General features: G+C 73.1%; 8 protein-coding genes. 4 read left to right on the plus strand and 4 right to left on the minus strand.

The window, feature by feature from the left end; genetic code table 11:
* Positions 1-122: 122 nt before the first annotated feature.
* A complete protein-coding gene (locus tag ACGFIQ_RS26390) occupies positions 123-2,846 on the plus strand; it encodes an AAA family ATPase (RefSeq protein ID WP_393247978.1) in 2,724 nt (907 codons plus the stop codon).
* On the opposite strand, the gene ACGFIQ_RS26395 is transcribed toward ACGFIQ_RS26390, so the two are convergent.
* The 4 genes from ACGFIQ_RS26395 to ACGFIQ_RS26410 all read right to left on the minus strand — a co-directional run bounded on the left by ACGFIQ_RS26395 (position 2,809) and on the right by ACGFIQ_RS26410 (position 14,888).
* Positions 2,809-6,666, minus strand: coding sequence for a hypothetical protein (locus ACGFIQ_RS26395; protein ID WP_393247979.1), 3,858 nt, complete (start codon positions 6,664-6,666; stop codon positions 2,809-2,811). The two genes, ACGFIQ_RS26390 and ACGFIQ_RS26395, sit on opposite strands and share 38 nt — an antisense overlap.
* Before the next feature lie 5 nt (positions 6,667-6,671).
* Positions 6,672-10,529 carry a hypothetical protein gene (locus ACGFIQ_RS26400; protein ID WP_393247981.1) on the minus strand — a complete coding sequence of 1,286 codons (3,858 nt, stop codon included), beginning with the start codon at positions 10,527-10,529 and terminating at the stop codon, positions 6,672-6,674.
* A gap of 3 nt (positions 10,530-10,532) precedes the next feature.
* Positions 10,533-13,721 carry a hypothetical protein gene (locus tag ACGFIQ_RS26405; protein ID WP_393247983.1) on the minus strand — a complete coding sequence of 1,063 codons (3,189 nt, stop codon included), beginning with the start codon at positions 13,719-13,721 and terminating at the stop codon, positions 10,533-10,535.
* A 180-nt stretch (positions 13,722-13,901) separates the two neighbouring features.
* Entirely contained in the window at positions 13,902-14,888 is a 987-nt protein-coding gene (locus ACGFIQ_RS26410) for a hypothetical protein (RefSeq protein ID WP_393247985.1), read from the minus strand.
* 70 nt (positions 14,889-14,958) lie between these two features.
* Here ACGFIQ_RS26410 and ACGFIQ_RS26415 point away from each other — a divergent pair, with 70 nt between their 5' ends.
* The 3 genes from ACGFIQ_RS26415 (at position 14,959) to ACGFIQ_RS26425 (ending at position 17,253) form a co-directional block, all read left to right on the plus strand.
* Complete coding sequence (locus ACGFIQ_RS26415; protein ID WP_393247987.1) at positions 14,959-15,567, plus strand: TetR/AcrR family transcriptional regulator; 609 nt, start codon at positions 14,959-14,961, stop codon at positions 15,565-15,567.
* Positions 15,568-15,658: 91 nt separating this feature from the next.
* Positions 15,659-16,519 carry a PhzF family phenazine biosynthesis protein gene (locus ACGFIQ_RS26420; RefSeq protein ID WP_393247989.1) on the plus strand — a complete coding sequence of 287 codons (861 nt, stop codon included), beginning with the start codon at positions 15,659-15,661 and terminating at the stop codon, positions 16,517-16,519.
* Positions 16,520-16,578: 59 nt separating this feature from the next.
* Positions 16,579-17,253, plus strand: coding sequence for a hypothetical protein (locus ACGFIQ_RS26425; protein ID WP_393247991.1), 675 nt, complete (start codon positions 16,579-16,581; stop codon positions 17,251-17,253).
* Positions 17,254-17,422: the final 169 nt, after the last annotated feature.

The following is a 17,422-nucleotide window of genomic DNA, read 5'->3' on the forward strand; positions in this document are numbered from 1 at the left end:
GGTTCGACGACCTGATTGCGTCGGCGTCGGCGCGTCCGGCTCGAGGGCACCGGCGTCGGACAGCACGGTCAGCAAGCCGTCTCAACCGGACTCGCCCCCGGTGCGGGTGGCACCATCGAGGAATGCCCGCCAAGCTCCTCGAGCGCCGGTCCGCGCTGACCACACTGCGGGCCGCCGTCGACGCCGCGCTGGGCGGCGCCGGCTCGGTGGCCCTGCTCACCGGTGAGGCGGGGATCGGCAAGACCAGCGTCGTGCGCCAACTGCTCGCCGAGGTCGATCCGGCGGTGCGGGCACTCTCCGGCGGCTGCGACGATCTGATCGCCCCCGCTCCCCTGGCGCCGTTGCGCGAGGCGGTGGCGAATCACGGGGGACCGCTGGCGGCCGCCCTGGCCGCGCCGCACCTACCGGCCGCGCCGAGCGGCGCGGCCACGTACCCGTTGGTGGCGGTGCTGCCCGCGATTCTGGCCGAGCTGCGCGGCGCCCCCGCGACGCTCCTGGTGGTGGAGGACATCCACTGGGCGGATGAGGCGACAATCGACGTGTTGATCTACACCGCCCGGCGGATCGGGCCGCTGCCGGCGGTTCTGCTGCTGACCATGCGGGACGACGTGGACGATGCGCACCCCGTCCACCGCCTGCTGGGATCGTTGACCACGGTGCCGGTGGTCCGCGTCCCGCTGGCTCCACTGTCGGCGACCGCGGTGGCCCGGATGGCGGCCGGCACCGGCCACGACGGCGTCGCGCTGCACGCCCTGACCGGCGGCAACCCGTTCTTCGTCAGTGAGTCGCTGGCGTCCGACGGCTCGGCCGCCTCGGGGGCGGTGCGCGACGCGGTCCGCGCCCGGTGCCGCCGCCTCGCACCCGCTTGTCAGGAGGCGTTGGCGCAGCTCAGCGTGGTCCCGCGGGCGGTCGGGGTGGACCTGGCCGCCGTCCTGCTCGGGCCGCAGGCGCTGGCCGCGCTGGCCGAGGCGGAGCAGAACGGGGTGATCGAGGTACGGCCGGACGGTCTGGCCTTCCGACACGAGCTGGCCCGACGGGCGATCGAGGCCGACCTGCCTGAGCTGCGTCGGCGCCTGCTGCACCGCCGGGTGCTGGCGGCGCTGCGGGCTGAGTCGTCGCCGGACCGGGGACGCCTGGTGCACCACGCGGTCGCCGGGGACGATCCGGCGACAGTGGTCGCGGTCGGCCCGAGCGCGGCGCGAGCCGCGGCGGCGGCGGGTTCGCACCGGCAGGCACTGGTGCTCCTCGAGTCGGTGCTGCCCTACCGCGACCGGTTGGGCGGCGCGGAGAGCGCCGCGCTGTTGGACGAGTACGGCTGGGAGCTCTACAACGCGCACCGGTTCCACGAGGCGGTGCGGGTCGGCGAGCAGGCCGCCCGGGAGTACGCCGCGCTCGGCGACGAGCCGGCCCGGGGGCGCTGCCTGATCCGCGTCTCCCGACACCAGTTCATGGCCGGCGAGACCGACGCCGCCGAGCGGACCGCGGGCGAGGCCGTGCGGATCCTCGACAACCGGGCCGACGACGCGGCGGCGGCACACGCGCTGCTCTATCAGGGCGCCATCCTGGCGTTGACCGACGACTTCACGCGGGCGGTCACCGCCCTGGAGTCGGCCCGCAAGCGGGCCGGTCAGGCCGGCCGCAGCGACCTGGACACCCTGTGCCTCAACTATCTCGGCATCGCGCGGATCGAGGTGGGTGACGCCGGTGGGCTGGCCATGCTGCGCCAGAGCGTGGACACGGCCCGCGAGGACGGCCTGCTGGAGTATGTCGCGCGCGGCTACACCAACCTCGGCGAGATGCTCTTCCGGATGGGCGCCCTGGCCGAGGCGGCCGGGTGCGTGCGCGCCGGGCTGGCCTTCGCCGAGGAGCACGGCTTCTGGTCGCACGCCTACAACATGCGGGTGCACGACCTGCTCGTCGAGCTGCGCCGCGGCGGCTGGGACCAGGCCGAGCCGGGGCTGCGCGCGCTGGCGCAGCGCCAGAACCACCCGGACATGCTGTACGTCTACAGCGTCCCCTGGTACGCCCGGCTACGCGCCCGCCGGGGTGACCCGGCCGCCGCGCCGCTGCTGGCGCAGGCGTGGGATCGGGCCCGTCGCGGCCGACTGTTGCTGGGCACGGCGTACGCCGGCCTCGCCTACCTGGAGTGGGCCTGGCTCACCGACGACCGTCAGCGCGCGGAGGAGGTCGCCGCCGAGTTGCTGCCCCGCCTCGCGCACCCGGGTGCCGCGCCGTTCCGGGCCGAGGCGGTGCGCTACCTGGTCCGCCTGGGCGTCACTGTCGACCCGGTCGGCAGCCCGGTGACCGATGCGGCGGGCACGCAGGCGTCCGATCTGGTGGGCACGCAGGCGTCCGATCTGGTGGTGACCCAGGCGTACGCGGCAGGTGCCCGTGGTGACTGGGCCACCGCGGCGGCGCGGTGGGCGACCCACGGCGACCCGTACGAGCAGGCTCTGGAGCTGGCCGAATCCCCGGACGCCGCCACGGTGGCCGAGGGTCTGCGGATGCTCGACGGGCTCGGCGCGGTGGCGGCGGCCGACCTGGTCCGGGGCCGGCTGCGCGGTCGGGGTGCCCGGGTCCCGCGGGGCGCGCGCCGCGGCACCCGGGCCAACCCGGCCCACCTCACCGAGCGGCAACTGCTGGTGCTCGGCCAGCTCAGCGCCGGGAGGACCAACGCCGAGATCGCTGCCGACCTGGTGCTGTCGGTGCGCACCGTGGACCATCACGTCGCGGCGATCTTCGACAAGCTGGGGGTGCGCACCCGGCAGGAGGCCGCGGCTGCCGCCCGCGCCCGGGGCATCGGCCCGGCTAGCGCCACGCCCGAGGCGCCACGTCGGCCGGCGTGAGCACCCGGCTCAGGGTGCCGGCGACGAAGTCACCGACGTAGGCCACGCCGGTGACCGGGTCGACCGCCACCGAGCACGGCGCGTTGCCCAGCTTGACCGCCACCCGCAGGGCCCGGGAGCGGCCGTCCACCATCAGCAGACCGGCCGAGGTCGCGACGTAGCCGATGCCGGTCCCCGGTCGGGTGGCCACCGCCCGACCACCGCCGGGCACCGGCAGCACCGCGCCGGCCGGCACCGGTCGGGTGCCGCCGTCGGTGGGAAAGTCGCCCTGGTCGAGCACCACGACCGCGGGGTGGGTGGTGCTGCCGCCGAGACAGGACACGAAGACCAACCCGGCCGGTACGTCGACCGCCACGTCGACCGGCTGTAGCAGCACATCCTCCAGGTCGATCGTGCCGGTGATCGCGTGCCGGCCGTCCGCGCGCCGGGTGATCACCGAGATGGCCGCCGTCTGCGGTACGCCGGCACGGTAGGTCCGGGCGACGTAGACGCGTGCCGCGGTGCTGTCCACCGCGGCGGCGATGATCCCGGCGAAGCCGTCCTCGTCACCCACCACGTCGAGTTCACTGAGGTCGGTCGGGGCGAGCACCCGCACGTGCATGTCGACCCCCACCGGCGGCGCACCGCCCTGGTGCACCACGTAGAGCCGCTGGGCGGCCGCGTCGAGCGCCACGTCGACCACGCCCAGCCCGAGCTGCTTACTGATCCCGGGTTGTGGCAGGCCGTCGGTCACCTCGAAGCGCTGCACGGCGAAGTCGTGGTGGCCGCCGTTGACCACGAATCCGTGGGTGCCCTGCGGCTGGATGGTGAGCGCGCGCGGCCCGTGACCCACGGCGGCCGTCCGTGCCTGGGTCAGTGCCAGGTCCCAGCTGGTCAGGGTGCCGTCGTCGTCGGGCCGGTCGGAAGGTGAGTGGGTGGCGAAGACCCGGCCGCCGGCACCGTCGCGGGCCACCGCCACCGCCGCGACGGCGCCCGGTCCACCCAGGGGCACCGTCGTCACCAGTGGCGCCGCCGGCACCGGTGGCGGTACGTACACGATCGCCGCACGCCGGACGCCGGCCATGCTGGCCGAGATGTCGATCGGCAGCGGACCGGTGGGCGCCAGCACGTCGATCGCGAAGTCGGCCGTGGACGCTCCCGCGACGACGTCCACTCCACTGGGGACGCGGACCAGATCGGGGCGGTCGCTGTGCAGGGTGACCCGCTTGCCGCCGGCCGGTGCCGGGCCGGTGAGCAGCACCCGGCCGGTTGCCCGGGACCCGACGAAGAGCCCGGTACGGGCGTGCTCCACCCGCCTGAGCGACACCGAGTCGAGGGACTCCAGCGCCTCGTACTGGATGTTGACGTCGACCTGGTGCAGACCGGTGAACGGGACGGTCACCGAGTCGTAGGCCAGCGTCCAGCCACCGGTGAGGCCACGCCCGTACAGGCTGAACAGGTGCTCCTGACCGGCGACGGCGGCCGTGTCGCCGGTCCACACCTGGGTGGCCGGGTCGAAGCGCAACACCAGCTCCTGGGTGGCCGGTGGACCGGTCAGGTCGTGCACGCCGAGAGCAAGGTCGCGCTGTTGGGAGAAGCCGGCATGCGTGATCGTCATCGGCAGGCTGTTGTCGTTGCCGGCCATCCCCCGCAGGTTGACGGTGACCCCGACCACCTTCATCTCGGCCAGCCCGGGCGGCAGTTCGGCCAGCGGCAGGTCGAACCACAGCGACTTGGCGTTGACGAACCGGTTGATCGCGGCGGTGTGCACGCCGACGGAGAACGCGTTGTGGATGACCTGGGTGCCATCCTGGACCACCAGTGACCGCCCCTTGGCCCGGTGCCGGTCGCGCTCGGCCACCGGGTCCCGGGTGAAGATGGCGTTCATCATCAGGTCGTAGGTGCCCACCGGGAATTCGGGCGTGAGCTTCTCGTCCAGGTCCAGATCCAGGTCCGGGTAGGCCAGTGCCGCGGTCTGTCCCGAGATGCTGCCCGGGTTGCCCCGGTCCAGGATGTAGAGCTTCAACGCCCGCTGGGCCCGCTGGCTCCAGTGGTCCAGTGCGTCGAAGAGGCAGAGCAGGCCGCGCAGCAGTCGGGACACCGGCGACTTGGCCGGCCGGTCGTCGGTGTCCACCGAGTCCAGGTCCCGGATCGCCTCCCGGGCGCGCCGTTTCAGGTCGTCGATGGCCGCCGTCGTGCCGGCGATCTGCCGCAGCCGCAGCGTCGCCAACCGCCAGCTGTGGCAGGCCTCGGTCAGCTCGATCAGCAGGTCCCGCAGGGGCCCGTCACCCTGGGCTGCGCGCAGGTCGGCGGCGACCCGGCGCAGGTGCACGACCCGCCCGGAGCCGGGGGTGCCGAGCTGGGCCCACTGACCGTGCGCGGCCAGGCCCACACCGGCCGCGGCCAGCTCGGTGGTGGCGGGCCGCCCGGCGAGGTAGGGGCCGCCGGCCGCGGTGCCGGCGTCGACAAGCAGGTTGGTGTCCGCCGGTAACAGCAGCCCCGCAGCGCCCGGTGGCTGGGTGGGGTCGGGCGCGCCGAGCACCTGGGCGATCGTCGTGACCAGGTCGGACCCGGAGATAGCGCCGGAGCCGTACGAGATCAGCGCCTCGGCGGCGGTCAGGTCGCCGAGCCGTTCCTGGATGCGCTGCACACTGTGGCCGATCAGCTGCCCGGAGGCCTGCTGGGCCTGCTCGGCGGCTGCCCGTCGGCGCCGGGCGCTCTCCCCGATGGTCTCCTCCAGCGGCCCCTGCTCGCCCAGCAGCGCGGTCAACTGGGTGCGGATCGCCTCCCGGGCCCGCAGCAGCCGTTGGTGGTCGCCGGCGAGCAGCAGCGGGCCGTCTTCGGGCGCGAACAGCGCGGCCCGGAGGGTGTCCGCCGCCGTGCGCCACTGCCCGGCGTAGAAGTCGACAGCCGGCACCAGGTCCAGCTCCAGGTCGCGCTCCACGCCGATCTCGGTGCGGTGATCGGCCATGAGGGCGCGCAACTGTGCTGCCATGGTGCCCGGGCGAAGCCACTCGACGGCGGCGTACTCCCGTTCGGCCTCCACCAGGTTGCCGGAGCGGAACTCGTACCACGCCTGCTTGCCGCGCTGTTCGGCCCAGCGGTCGCCACCGCGGCCGGAGAGCAGCGGGCGTAGCTCCTCGTCGTACTGCTCGGGGGTGCGGGCCAGCACCTCGGCGGCGCGGGCGGGGCCCGGCACCCCCGGCTCCCCCGGCGGCCCCTGCGGGCCCTGGTTCTCCGGTTCGTTCGGAATGCCTGGCCCGCCTGGTCCACCATCACCGCCCGTGCCACCCTGGCCGCCGACGCCGGTGAAGGTGTTGGTGCCGGAGGCCTCGACGAAGTAGACGTGCACCGGGCCTCCGGCCCCGCCGGGGCCGCCCGGGTGACCGCGCAGACCGGGATTTCCGCCGGTCGGCGGCGGGGGCGGTGGCGGCAGCGGCGGCAGCGCCGTGGTCCGCGAGATGTTCGGGTCGTTGACCGGTGGGCCGGGGTCGCCTGTCGCACCCTTGCCGCCCCGCTGCCCGGTGCTGGTGGCGGAGACGTCCGTCAACCTGCGGGCGTGGATCACCAGTTGGCGGCCGGCGAGGCCCTCCTCGCCCTGCGCCGGGGTGCCGGGCACCTCCAGAGCCAGGGAGGGCGTACCGGCCGGGCCGCCGCCGACCACCTCGTCACCGACGATGACGACATCGCGAGAGCCGCGGATCACCGCGCCGAGCAGCACCACCCGGCGGCCGATGAAGGTCAGTGGCCGACCACCGACGATGGTCGATTGCGGCAGACCGTCGACGAGCGCCTGATCGATGCGAACCTCGTCACGGATGTGCAGTCGGAAAACGTCCACGGTGCTCAGCTCTCCTCGGTCGCGGCGGTGGTGGCCGGCGGGTTGGGGTCGATCACCGCGCGGTCGAAGACCTCGGTGTAGACCGTCCGGAGGGCCTCGCCCGGACCGGTGACCGCCCAGCCGCGCTGGCGCTCCTGCACCACGACCCGGCCGGCGCGCAGCTCGCGCATGAGCTGATCCGGTGGCGCCTCGGCGGCCAACCACTCCAGGCGCATCGCGGCGATGCCACCGGCCGGTGCGGGCAGGGCGGTGACCCGCCAGCCGTCACCGGGCGTGCCGGTGGCGCCCTCCTGTGCCCGGACGCCGATGTCGGAGCCGATGTCGGAGCTGGCCAGGAAGGGGTCGGGCATCCGGCGCTCGTGCCGCATCGTGAACTCGCTGGCGGTGGCGGGTTTGCCGAAGACGTTGACCCGCACTCCGGTGGTCCCGAACTTCTTCACCTTGATCTGTCGGTGCGGGGGTAGCTGGACCAGGTCGGTGGTGACCACCCGGGACACCGCGCGGCCGGGCAGTGAGTGCGGCTGGAAGCGCACCAGCCCCAGCCGCAGGAACGGCCACACCGCGAGGTCGACGTCCACGTCGATGTCGGCGAACCACAGGTCCCGCTCGGCGTCGAAGTGCACCGGGTGCCCGATGACGGTGACCTGCCGGCCGCCCGCGGCCGGGTCCAGCAGCGTGACGGTGCTCGTGACCTGACCCGGGGTGTCGAAGTCGCCGGCGACGAGGTGCTCCTGGTCGCCGAGGCCGATCTCCTCGATCGGGTCGCTGCCCCAGCGGGTGACCAGGCCGGACAGCGCCCGGCCCTCCTCGGCGTCACCGTCGGCCGGGTTGGCGAAGAGCACCACGCCGAGCAGTTCGCCCTCGCCGGTGCGGTTCCAGCGGCGGTTGAGCCACACCCGCACACCCATCGTCTCCCGGGTGCTGGTCCACTCGCCGAACTCCATGCCCCTGCTGAAGCGGAACGACGGCACCACCGAGTGCACGTCCGGTGGTGGCGGCACGGCCCGGTTGGGCACGTGCACCAGCATCTCGGTGCCCTCGCGCAGTTGGCTCTGGTCACCGTCCGGCACGGGAGGGAAGTACTCCCGGAACCGGGTGGACCCGACCGGTCGGTAGGTGACCGCCCGGTGCCGGGTGTCACCGAAGAACTGCGACGCGGTCAGCGTCGCCGGTCCACCGGTGCGTTCCAGGTCGACCGGGGCGAGTGTGGCGGTGCGCGGCTGCGGGTCGACGCTGCCGGTGCCGGCGTCCACCGCTTCGAGCCAGGACGCCGCCAGGTGCACCCGGCCGGTGGTCGGGCGGTGCGCCTGCACCTGTGCGGTGACGGTGACCTGCCCGGTCAGGCCGGCCGCGGTGACCGTGGGCGGCCCGGTCAGGGCCGGCGCCACAAGTGGCTTCTGCACCGCGTGCACCACGGTGACCGGTTGCCGGGAGGACAGGCCCAGCACCTGACCGTCGAGGACGTCCTGCGGGTCGGCGGCACCGGTGGCGAGGTGGTCCAGCCGGTCGGGGTGCAGCGTGCTGGACAGCTCGAAGGTCTGCTCCACGCCGGGAGGAACCTCGATGATCAGCACGGATCGGCCATCGGACTGCTTCACCGAGACCTGCACCATGCTGGAGCCGGCCGACATGGGGCGGACCACCAGCTTCGCCGGCGGCAGATCCGGCCAGCTGCCCCCGTACTCCATGCTCACCACCGGCGACGCACCCGGCACACCGCCGATGGCCACGCCCGCGACGGCCGGGTCCGGCAGGTAGGGCAGCAGGGCGGCCGGCGCGTCGATCACCACGTAGGCGCCGTTGGGCAGCGCCCGACCACGCGGCACCGGCAGAGTGCCCTTGACCGGCCTGGTCGGGTCGCTGGTGACCAGCTGCAGGCCCGGTTGGGGCACCATCGCACCGTTCGGGCCGGGCACCATCGGGTCGAGGAACGAGCCCTCCTCCCGGCGGGCGACGGCGAACATCCGCTCACGGACCGCCGGGGTGGCCTGCGGCCCGAAGGCCGCGTCGAACATGCCGTGCCGCTCGGCCAGCATCTGCGGGCTGTCCGGTGCGGCGACGTGCCGCTCGCAGGTGCCCAGCAGGGTGCCCTGGCCGTCGCTGCGCACCACCAGCCGCAGCAGCGACTCGCCCTCGGTGAAGCGCCTGGTCGGCACCAGGGTGGGCGAGCCGGCCGCCTCGTGGCGGAGGTAGCGCACCGCGGGCAGCACCTGGGTGGGGTCGCAGACGTCCGGGTCGATCGCGGTGCCGGCGATGTCCACCGCCCGGGCCCGGAGCTGGTAGCTGCGTCCGTAGCGCAGCCTCGGTAGCGTGCCCGGCGCGGTGGTGATCTCCGCGCGCAGCGGATAGCCGGGCGCGAGGACGCTGTCGATCTCCTCCACCTCCGGGCTGTTACGGCCGTCGCCGCCCACCTTCGGCCCCGGTTTGCCGACCGACAGGCCCCAGCCGTCCCACCCGGCGATCTCCTCGCCGACGACGAGCCGGGTGACGCCGAACTCGTCATCCTGCTGTGCGGCGACCACCGCTTCGGTGCGGCCCTCGTCGTCGGCGTCGACTGTCGACTCCCCCACCGTGTAGCGCACCCGGCGACGCATGAGCGACCGGAACGGCCCGCCGTCGGTGGCCACGTCCAGCCGGTAGCCGGTGGTCACGTCGTCGGCGAACAGCACCGCCGGGGCCTGCGCGCCAGCCGAGGCGATCGCGTCGGTGCGACTGGTGGCGTGACTGACCACCGCCTCGGCGCGGGCCTGCTGGCCGAGGGTCAGACCGACGTCGCGACGCACCGGCAGCCGGACCGGCAGCGGCTCGCCGGAGCGCGCCGACGCGGTCGACGCCGCCGCCAACTGACCGCTCAGGCTGGCCACATCCACACTTGTCAACACGTAGGTGGTGGCTGGGTTGCGCAGGTTGAGCACCCCGCCGACGATTTCGGCGCGGGCGTCCGGCTCGGTGGCCATGGTGAACCGGCGCGCGGACAGGTCGCTGACCATCGCGCTGAACGGCTGGGAGCGGGGCACCGGGCCGTTCAGCGGCTGACCGGCCGCGTCCACCACCCGGACGGTGCGCGCGCCGTCGAACGGCGCCATCTCAAGATCAACGCGGAGACCCAGGGGTACGGAGAGTGCGGGGTGCGCCATCAGCAGGGTGCAGACCTGGTGGAAGTCGGCCTGGGCGACCGAGTTGACCCCGGTCAGCGGCCCACCGGCGGCCCGCCCGTCCGGGCCGGGTGCCCGGCGGGGGCCGCCCGCGCGGCGTAGCCACCGGGCGTAGGCGGCGATCGGCAGCGCCATCGCCAGATCCTCGTGGCCCTCCTCGCGCAGCCGCCGCACCGCGGTGGCCAGCGCCGCGCTCGACGTCGCCGCCGGGGCGAGCAGGGCGGCGCCGGCCTCCCGGCCCATCGCCCGAGCCACCCGGGGGTCGCTGTCCACCGTGGCGAGTGCGGCGATCGCCCGTCGCACGACATGGTCGGCGCCCAGCGAGCCGGTGGGGTTGGTGTCGTTGACGCTGCCGTACATCTGCTCCAGAGCCGTCGCGGTGGCGGCGAAGGCGGGCCCCGGTCGGGCGGCTCCCAACGCACGGCGCCCGCCGGCCTTGGTGAGTACCCGGGTGGCCGGGCCGAAGAGCGCAGTCCACAGCGGCGACGACGCCGGGCCGCCGCGCCGGGTCAGCGGCTGCGGCTCACCGCCACCGGTGTCGGCCAGGAAGAGCGGCCCGAGGGCGTTGACCACCGCCGGCCAGTTCGCCAGCGGCGTACCGCCGATCGTGGTGATGCCCTGGCCGCGCGGGGCGGCGACCAGGCTGAGCTGCGCCCTGCCGTCGGCGAAGCCGGCCGGCAGAACAGTCCAGAGCACGCTGTACGTCATCGTCTACTCCTGTGCGAACGCGGCGCAGTAGGTGTCCCACGGGCGCGGACCGGGCCGCCCGGTCGGCGCCATCAGCTGGGCGAAGGTCGGATCGGCGCTGGGGCCGGCGAAACGGCGCTCCATGGGCACCACCACCGACTCGCTGAAGAACAACACCTTGATCTCCACGGCGATCTCGGCGTAGCCGAACAGCTCGTTGGAGTCGAGGTCGTAGTCGAGGGTGAGCGTCAGGGTGATCGAGACGCTGATGATGCTCAGGACCTCGACCTCCCCGCGGATGCGGAAGTAGCCGCCGATTCGGGCGATGTCCAAGCTGGCGTCGATGTCGAAGAGCACACCGCCCATCGCCTCCACCGACCCGCGCGCCACGAACAGGTCGACCGAGAGCGAGGCGCCGAACTCCAGGGCACCGACCAGCTTGATCAAACCGGTGGTGGCCACGCCGATGGCGAGGTGCCCACCCCCGCCGAGCGCGGCGATCGTCAGCCGGAACGGGTTGTCCGGGGTGGAGAAGCCAAGATCGAAGGAGAGCGGGTACGGGTCGCCTGTGAAGTTCAGTTCCGCGCCGGCGGTGATGGCGATGTTCTCCAGCGCGAAGACGCCGATCGCCAGCGACGGCACCGGGAAGCTGAAGCCGGACCGCACCCCGGTCGGGGTCACGGTCAGCGCCGGCGGGTCGGAGAAGCCCTCCTGGTCGACCAACTCGGCCAGGGTGGCGATGAAGGCGAGCACCTGGCCGTAGCGCAGCGCACCCAGCTTGATGTCGACGTCGGGCTTGCCGGCGTCCCTGCTGGTGAACCGGATGCTCCTGATCGGCACGCTGAGCAGCGGCACGGTGTCGAAGGCGGGCGTGGTGGTGGAGTGGATCTGCAACTCCACCTGCTCGACCAGGCACTCGCTTGTGGACCGGGTCTCCAGCCGGGCGGTGTCCACCTCGGTGGTCTGGGTGATCCGCAGGTTGGCCTGGTTGGCGTCACCGGGGTTTACCCGCAGTGGCCGCAACACCACGAAGCCCTGGTGGAAGCGGGCCTGCGGCTTGTCGCCGAAGAGCTTGGTGTCCCAGGTCAACACCTGCGAGGCGACGCCGTCGACCAGGTCGCTGACCATCTTGTAGGCCTTGCCCAGCTCCCGGACGATGCCCTCGTCGGTGGGCAGCAGATCCTTGATCCTGGCCAGACCCAGCAGCTTGTCGGCGTCCTTGAGGAACGACAGGTCCACCGCCCCGGCGGCCAGGGTGGTCAGGTCCGCACCCGCCAGCGCCCCGAACTGCCGGGAGATCGCCGAGGTGCTCAGGCCGAGGGCGGCCAGCCCGCCGGTGGCCTGCTGCGCCAGGCCGACCGCCGGCGATTCGCCGACCAGCTTCAGGAAGACCTGTCCCTGGGCGTTCGCCCCGTCGAAGAGCGCCTGGGTGTACGGCGCGGCGTACTGCAACACCGCCTCTTTCGCCCCGGGCGCGTAGCGGTCCAGCGCGGCGACGCGCCCGATGATCTGTTGGGCGACCGGCAGCCCGGTGGCGGCGTCCAGCACCAGGTCGACCTTGCGGGCGAGCACCGTCGTGGCCTGCTCCGGGGTGGGCACCTCCAGGTCGGTCGCCGACCGGGTCGCTGCTGATCCGGGCTCCGGCATCGGGGCGACCGCCAGCGGCTGCCCACCGGCCTGGATGGTCCGGAAGACGTTGTCGGGCACCTGTACTCCGCCGCCGAGGGTGTCCCACAAGGCGCGGGCCTGCGCATCGGAGGCGGTGTTGGGCACGAAGAGCAGCGGCAGCGCGAACGGCACCGGGTTGCCCTCGTGGTCGTAGCCGATCAGCTGGTAGGCGAATGGTGTGGCGGCGTCCAGCCGCAGCACCCGTGAGCCGGTCATCCCACCGGGCGGCTGGACGGCCTCCAGCGGCGGGGTCACCGTGGTGACGACGTCGACGCGGGTGAACGGCCAGCGCCGATGAGCGTCGCCGCCGACGTCGCCAACCGACGTGGCGGGCGACACGAACGGCATCTGCGGATCGGTGACCAGGATGGTCGCCGCGGTGCGCAGCGCGGCCACCCGGGTGTTGCCGCTCTCGAAGCGCCGAACCGTCTCCTCGGTGAAGATCGCCCGGTGGCCGAACGGGTAGAGCCGGCCCACCACGACGATCCGTTGCGCCTGGTCGCGGCCCATCGACGTGTCGTGGCGCCACTGCGCCACGGTGGCGGCGATCTGCTCGGGCGTGGAGCCCGGCGGCGGGTCGGGCCAGTCACCCCGCACGCTGAGCCAGCCGCCGAGGCTGCTCAGTGCGAGCCGCCGCACGGTGGCCGGCGCGACGGTGCGTGACTGCTCGGAGATCTCGACGCACAGGTCGGCCCGGAGGGTGTTCTTGAGCCGCGCGTCGTCGACGTCGTCGGCCCACCCCGGCTGCGGCGCACCGCTCTGCGGGGTGTGGGTGAAGCGCGCCGCCAGTGGCACTTCGGCGCTGGCCGAGAAGTCCGCCGAGGTGACTTCCAGCCGGGTGCTCCACAGGGCGGTGCGGCCGGCGTTCACCCGGGCTGCGGCGGCGTGCCGCAGCCGGACGTGGCCACCGGGAGACTGAAGGTTGAGCAGGTAGGGCAGGCGGAACTGGGACGCCTGCGGAAAGCCCGGCGGCGGGGCGGGCACCAGCGCGGCGTCGGCGGCGCGGGCGCTGGACGTACCGCCGGATCGTGGTGGGCTGACGGCGGCCCGGCGCGCCACGCGGTCCTGGCGCCGGTCCTCCGCCGCGGCCGGGTCCACGGGCCGGCCGACCTGCGCGGCCATCGCGGCCGCGACCAGGTGGTACGCCGAGGTGGCCGGGCGGGGTGGCCGGGCGTCGAGCGGGTCGACCGCGCCGCCCTGTTCACCGGGGACGATCTCCAGCCGGGAGATCGCGGCCAGGACACCGGCGACGGACAGGTCGATCGGGCCGTCCGACGGGCGCACCACGAGCACCACGTCGCTGGGAGGTGTGAAGATCGGCTTGGTCTGCACCAGTCGCGGGCTGGCGCCCCGGGCGGCGTTCTCCAGGAGTTGCTGCGGGGGGAACCGCACCCACAGGTGCCCCTGTGCGGCGCCGGCAACCAGCGTCAGGTCGTATCCGGTCGGTGGGCCGGGGCGCAGCTGCGGCTGCAGGTTGCTGACCGACACCTGCAACACGAGTTGGTCCTCGGCCCGGGTGAGGGCGAACGACGGCGAAAAGGCCATACGCCCACCCTGGCCCCCGACGCCCGCGGTGACATCGGTAGCCGCTGCCCATACTGTGCCGGCCCGCTACCTACGTTGCGAGCAGCGCCACCACCGCCGGCGACCACGCTCAGGCGCGCAGGAAGGATGTGTCGCACGGTTCGGCGATATCGCGGCGGGCCGGTGGCGGAGCCGCACATGTCAGAGGCGGAAGATCCGAACTATCAACCCGGTGTCGTGCATCGTGTGCGGCGCGAAGGCGTGGTACGCCCACGCGTGCACCCAGGCGTTGCCGGTCCGGACGGTGAGCCAGGTCTTGAACGCGCCGGGCAGCGTGTAGATGAGAAGCACGAACAGGATGGTCAGCGTGGCCTCACGCGGCGACCCGAACCTGCCCCAGCCCTCGAACACGTGCAGTGCCGCGTACGTCAGGCCGCCGAGCACGACTGTCGCGGTGGTGGAGCCGGTCAGACGGGCGTATCGGGGGACGAGGACGCTCTGCACGAAGATGACTGTGGGCAGCACCGTGCCAGCCAGGTACAGCAGGAATGTCAGTGGCACTCCGACGGCGAGCTGACCCGGGGCCAGGCCGGCGAACGCGTGGCCGAGCACCGCCCACTGCGCGAGCGTTTCGAGGACCAGCACGGCGAGGATGAGGATGGCGTCGCCGCGCCGATCCGTCGAGCGCAGACACATCTGGTGGGCGGTGTAACGCCGCCGGAACCACAGGAGTGGCAACAGCGCATAGACCACGACGTTGTACGTGGCCCAGCCGACCGCCTCGGCGGGCCCCACCGGATCGGCGGCACCGACGAGCGTGCCGGCCAGGTGGAAGCCGATCGGGCGCCAGCCGAGCCCCTGGCCGATGAGCAGACCACCGAGTTGGGCGAGGACGCCGTACGCCAGGACGAGCCCTGTTTCCCGGCGAGCGGTGGAAAGCGTCGGTGCGCGCTCGGCGATCATCGGTGCGGGTCGACCACGGGTGAGCGCGTATCCGATGGCGGCGAGCAGTGCCACCTCGACGAGGGCGGCCTGAGCGGCGATCACCTGGCCGGGCCCGGATGGCGGGTCGTGCTGCGCCGGCCAGTCGAAGGGGGCGTCGCCGGGCGCGAGGAGCAGTACCGCGCCGTTGAGTGCGATCCAGCCGACCACCGCTGCCGTGAGCCAGGCGTTTTCTCGACGTGACACAGATACCCCCGCTTATCTAGCACAGTTGTGTTAGCAACAAGAAGCTAGCACGACTGTGTTATAAAGGGGAATGCCGAAGCTGGTGGATGCGCAGGCCCGACGGACCGAGCTCGCCGAAGCGGTCTGGCGAGTCGTGCTGCGCGACGGGCTGGAGCAGGCATCGGTGCGAAACGTGGCGCGCGAGGCCGGCCTCTCCATGGGTTCGTTGCGCCACTTCTTCACCACCCAGTCCGAACTCCTCGGATTCGCCCTGCGGTTGGTGGGGGAACGGATCGAGGAGCGAATCCAGGCCGTGGACACCACGGGCGACCCGCGTACGGTGGTCCGGTCGATGATCGACGAGATGCTGCCGCTGGACCGGCCACGGCGCGGCGAGTGCGAGGTGTGGCTCGCGTTCACGGCACGCGCCGTCGTGGAACCGACCCTGGCCGGCCTGCGCAAGGACATCGACAAACGCCTCACCGACGCCTTCACCACCATGATCCGGCGACTGGCCGACGCCGGTGCGCTCCGGCCCGGGCTGGATCAGAAGGTCGAGGCAGAGCGTCTCTACGCCCTCGTCGACGGCGTGATCCTGCACGCCCTCCTACGCCCCGGCCGAACCTCGAACGCAACCGCAAGGGCCACCGTCGGCGCACACCTCGACCAGATCGCACCGGCCGCGGCGGATGAACGGTGATCACCCGGACGGACTACCGCTGGCCTGCCCGTCTCCACCCGCCGTGGAGGTGAACGCGGTGGTCGGGCCCAGGTCCTGGCCGGATGTCACGGTGGTTGATGCGTGCGTGCGGCGCGACGGCCGGGGCGGCAGCCCCACCGCGGTCACCGACGACGACCCGGCGGCGACGGACGCGGACCGGCGTGCGGTCGCTGCTGCGGCCGGCACCTCGCACGCGGCGTTCCTCGGCCCGGGGCGCACGTCGGATGGTGGCTGGCCGGTCCGCTTCTTCACCGCCACCGCCGAACTGTCCGGCTGCGGCCACGGCACCGTTGCCGCGCAGGCCGTCCGGTTGACCCGCACCCCGCTGGGCGAGTTGAACGACCGCCAACACACCGGCGGTCGCACGTTCGACACCGTCGCGATCCGCCGCCCCGCCGGCATCGAGGTGTGGTTCGATCAGGGTTTGGTCGCGCTGCGTCACCCGGCACCGGACGAGCGCGCCGCGATCGTCGCCGCGATCGGGCTTGGCGCGGACGACCCGCATCCGACCGACGCGCCACGGATCGCCGCCCCCGGCGCACCACGCATGCTGGTACCGGTCCACGACCGGACGGCGCTGTTCCGAGTCCGCCCACACCTCGGGAGACTGACAGCGGCGTGCCGGCGGTACGGGCTCCTGGGCTGTTTCGTGTACGTACCGCCGGTGGGCGACCAACCGGGTGCGGCGCGGATGTTCGCGCCGGCGATCGGCGTCGACGAGGACGTCGCCAACGCCAACAGCACCGGCTGTCTGGCCGCCCACCTGCTCGACACGACAGGGGGACAGACCATCGTCATCGAGGTGGAACAGGGTGACACCCTCGGCCGACCGGCCAGCGTGCTCGCTTCGGCCCGAAGCGGGCCGGCGGGCATCACGACCCGGGTCGGCGGGTTGGCGGTGGTCCGCGACGGACACCGACGCCACAACTAGACCGTCCTCTTCTGACCTGGGCCCGCCACCCAGGCCGGACCCCTGCTACGGTCCGCGCCATGGTTGCCGCATGGCGAATCGTGGACTACCGGCGCGCCGAGACACCCGTGACCGAGCCGATCACCAAGTTCGGCGGCCAGCCCACCTGGCTCGGGCCACCGCAGTGGCCAGTCAGCGCGGCCTGGGGCACGCCGATGCGCTTCCTCTGCCAGATAGTGCTCGAACCCGAACTCGTCGGCGACGACCCGGGACGGCTCGCCTACGTCTTCGTCACTCACGGGGGTCACGGACGCGACGCCGACGAGTTCGACCCGGACGTCATCTTCGCTGACGGGGGTGAGAACGCCGTGGTCGTCCAGCCCGGTACCTTCGCCGGGCCAACCGTCCCGCTGGCCAGCGGCCCGACGCTCTACCACGACGACGGGTCACCTGCGGAATACACTGTCGACCTGGCCCGCGACGAGGATCCCGAACCCCTGTTGTCCGACGCCTACCTGGCGCTGTCGTCCGAAGATCGGGACCGCTACATCCAGGCGATCGACTACGACAAGATCGGCGGTACGGCCCTGCCGCTCGACCCGGACGACTGGCCTGCGGGTGGACCGTGGCGGCCCCTTCTGCGTCTGGCGACGAACTGGACGCCGTTCCATCTCAACCTCGGCGCCGCTCCGGTGGCGCTCGCGTTTCTCTCTGCCGACGGCCGCGCAGGTTGCCTGCGGATAGAGGACTCCTAGGGCCTGTGTCAAAGCCCCTGGCCGGCCTGCGGCGGGCCCAGACGACGACCGGCCGCGTTGGAGATTGGCCCGGATACAACACCGGTATCCGGGCCAATCTCCGCCTTGCCGGATCGCCGCCTGGACTCCGCCTCGGCTCGACCGAGGGCTTTGACACAGGCCCTAGTCC

It is taken from the genome of Micromonospora sp. NPDC048898, assembly GCF_043198035.1.
GTDB lineage: Bacteria > Actinomycetota > Actinomycetes > Mycobacteriales > Micromonosporaceae > Micromonospora.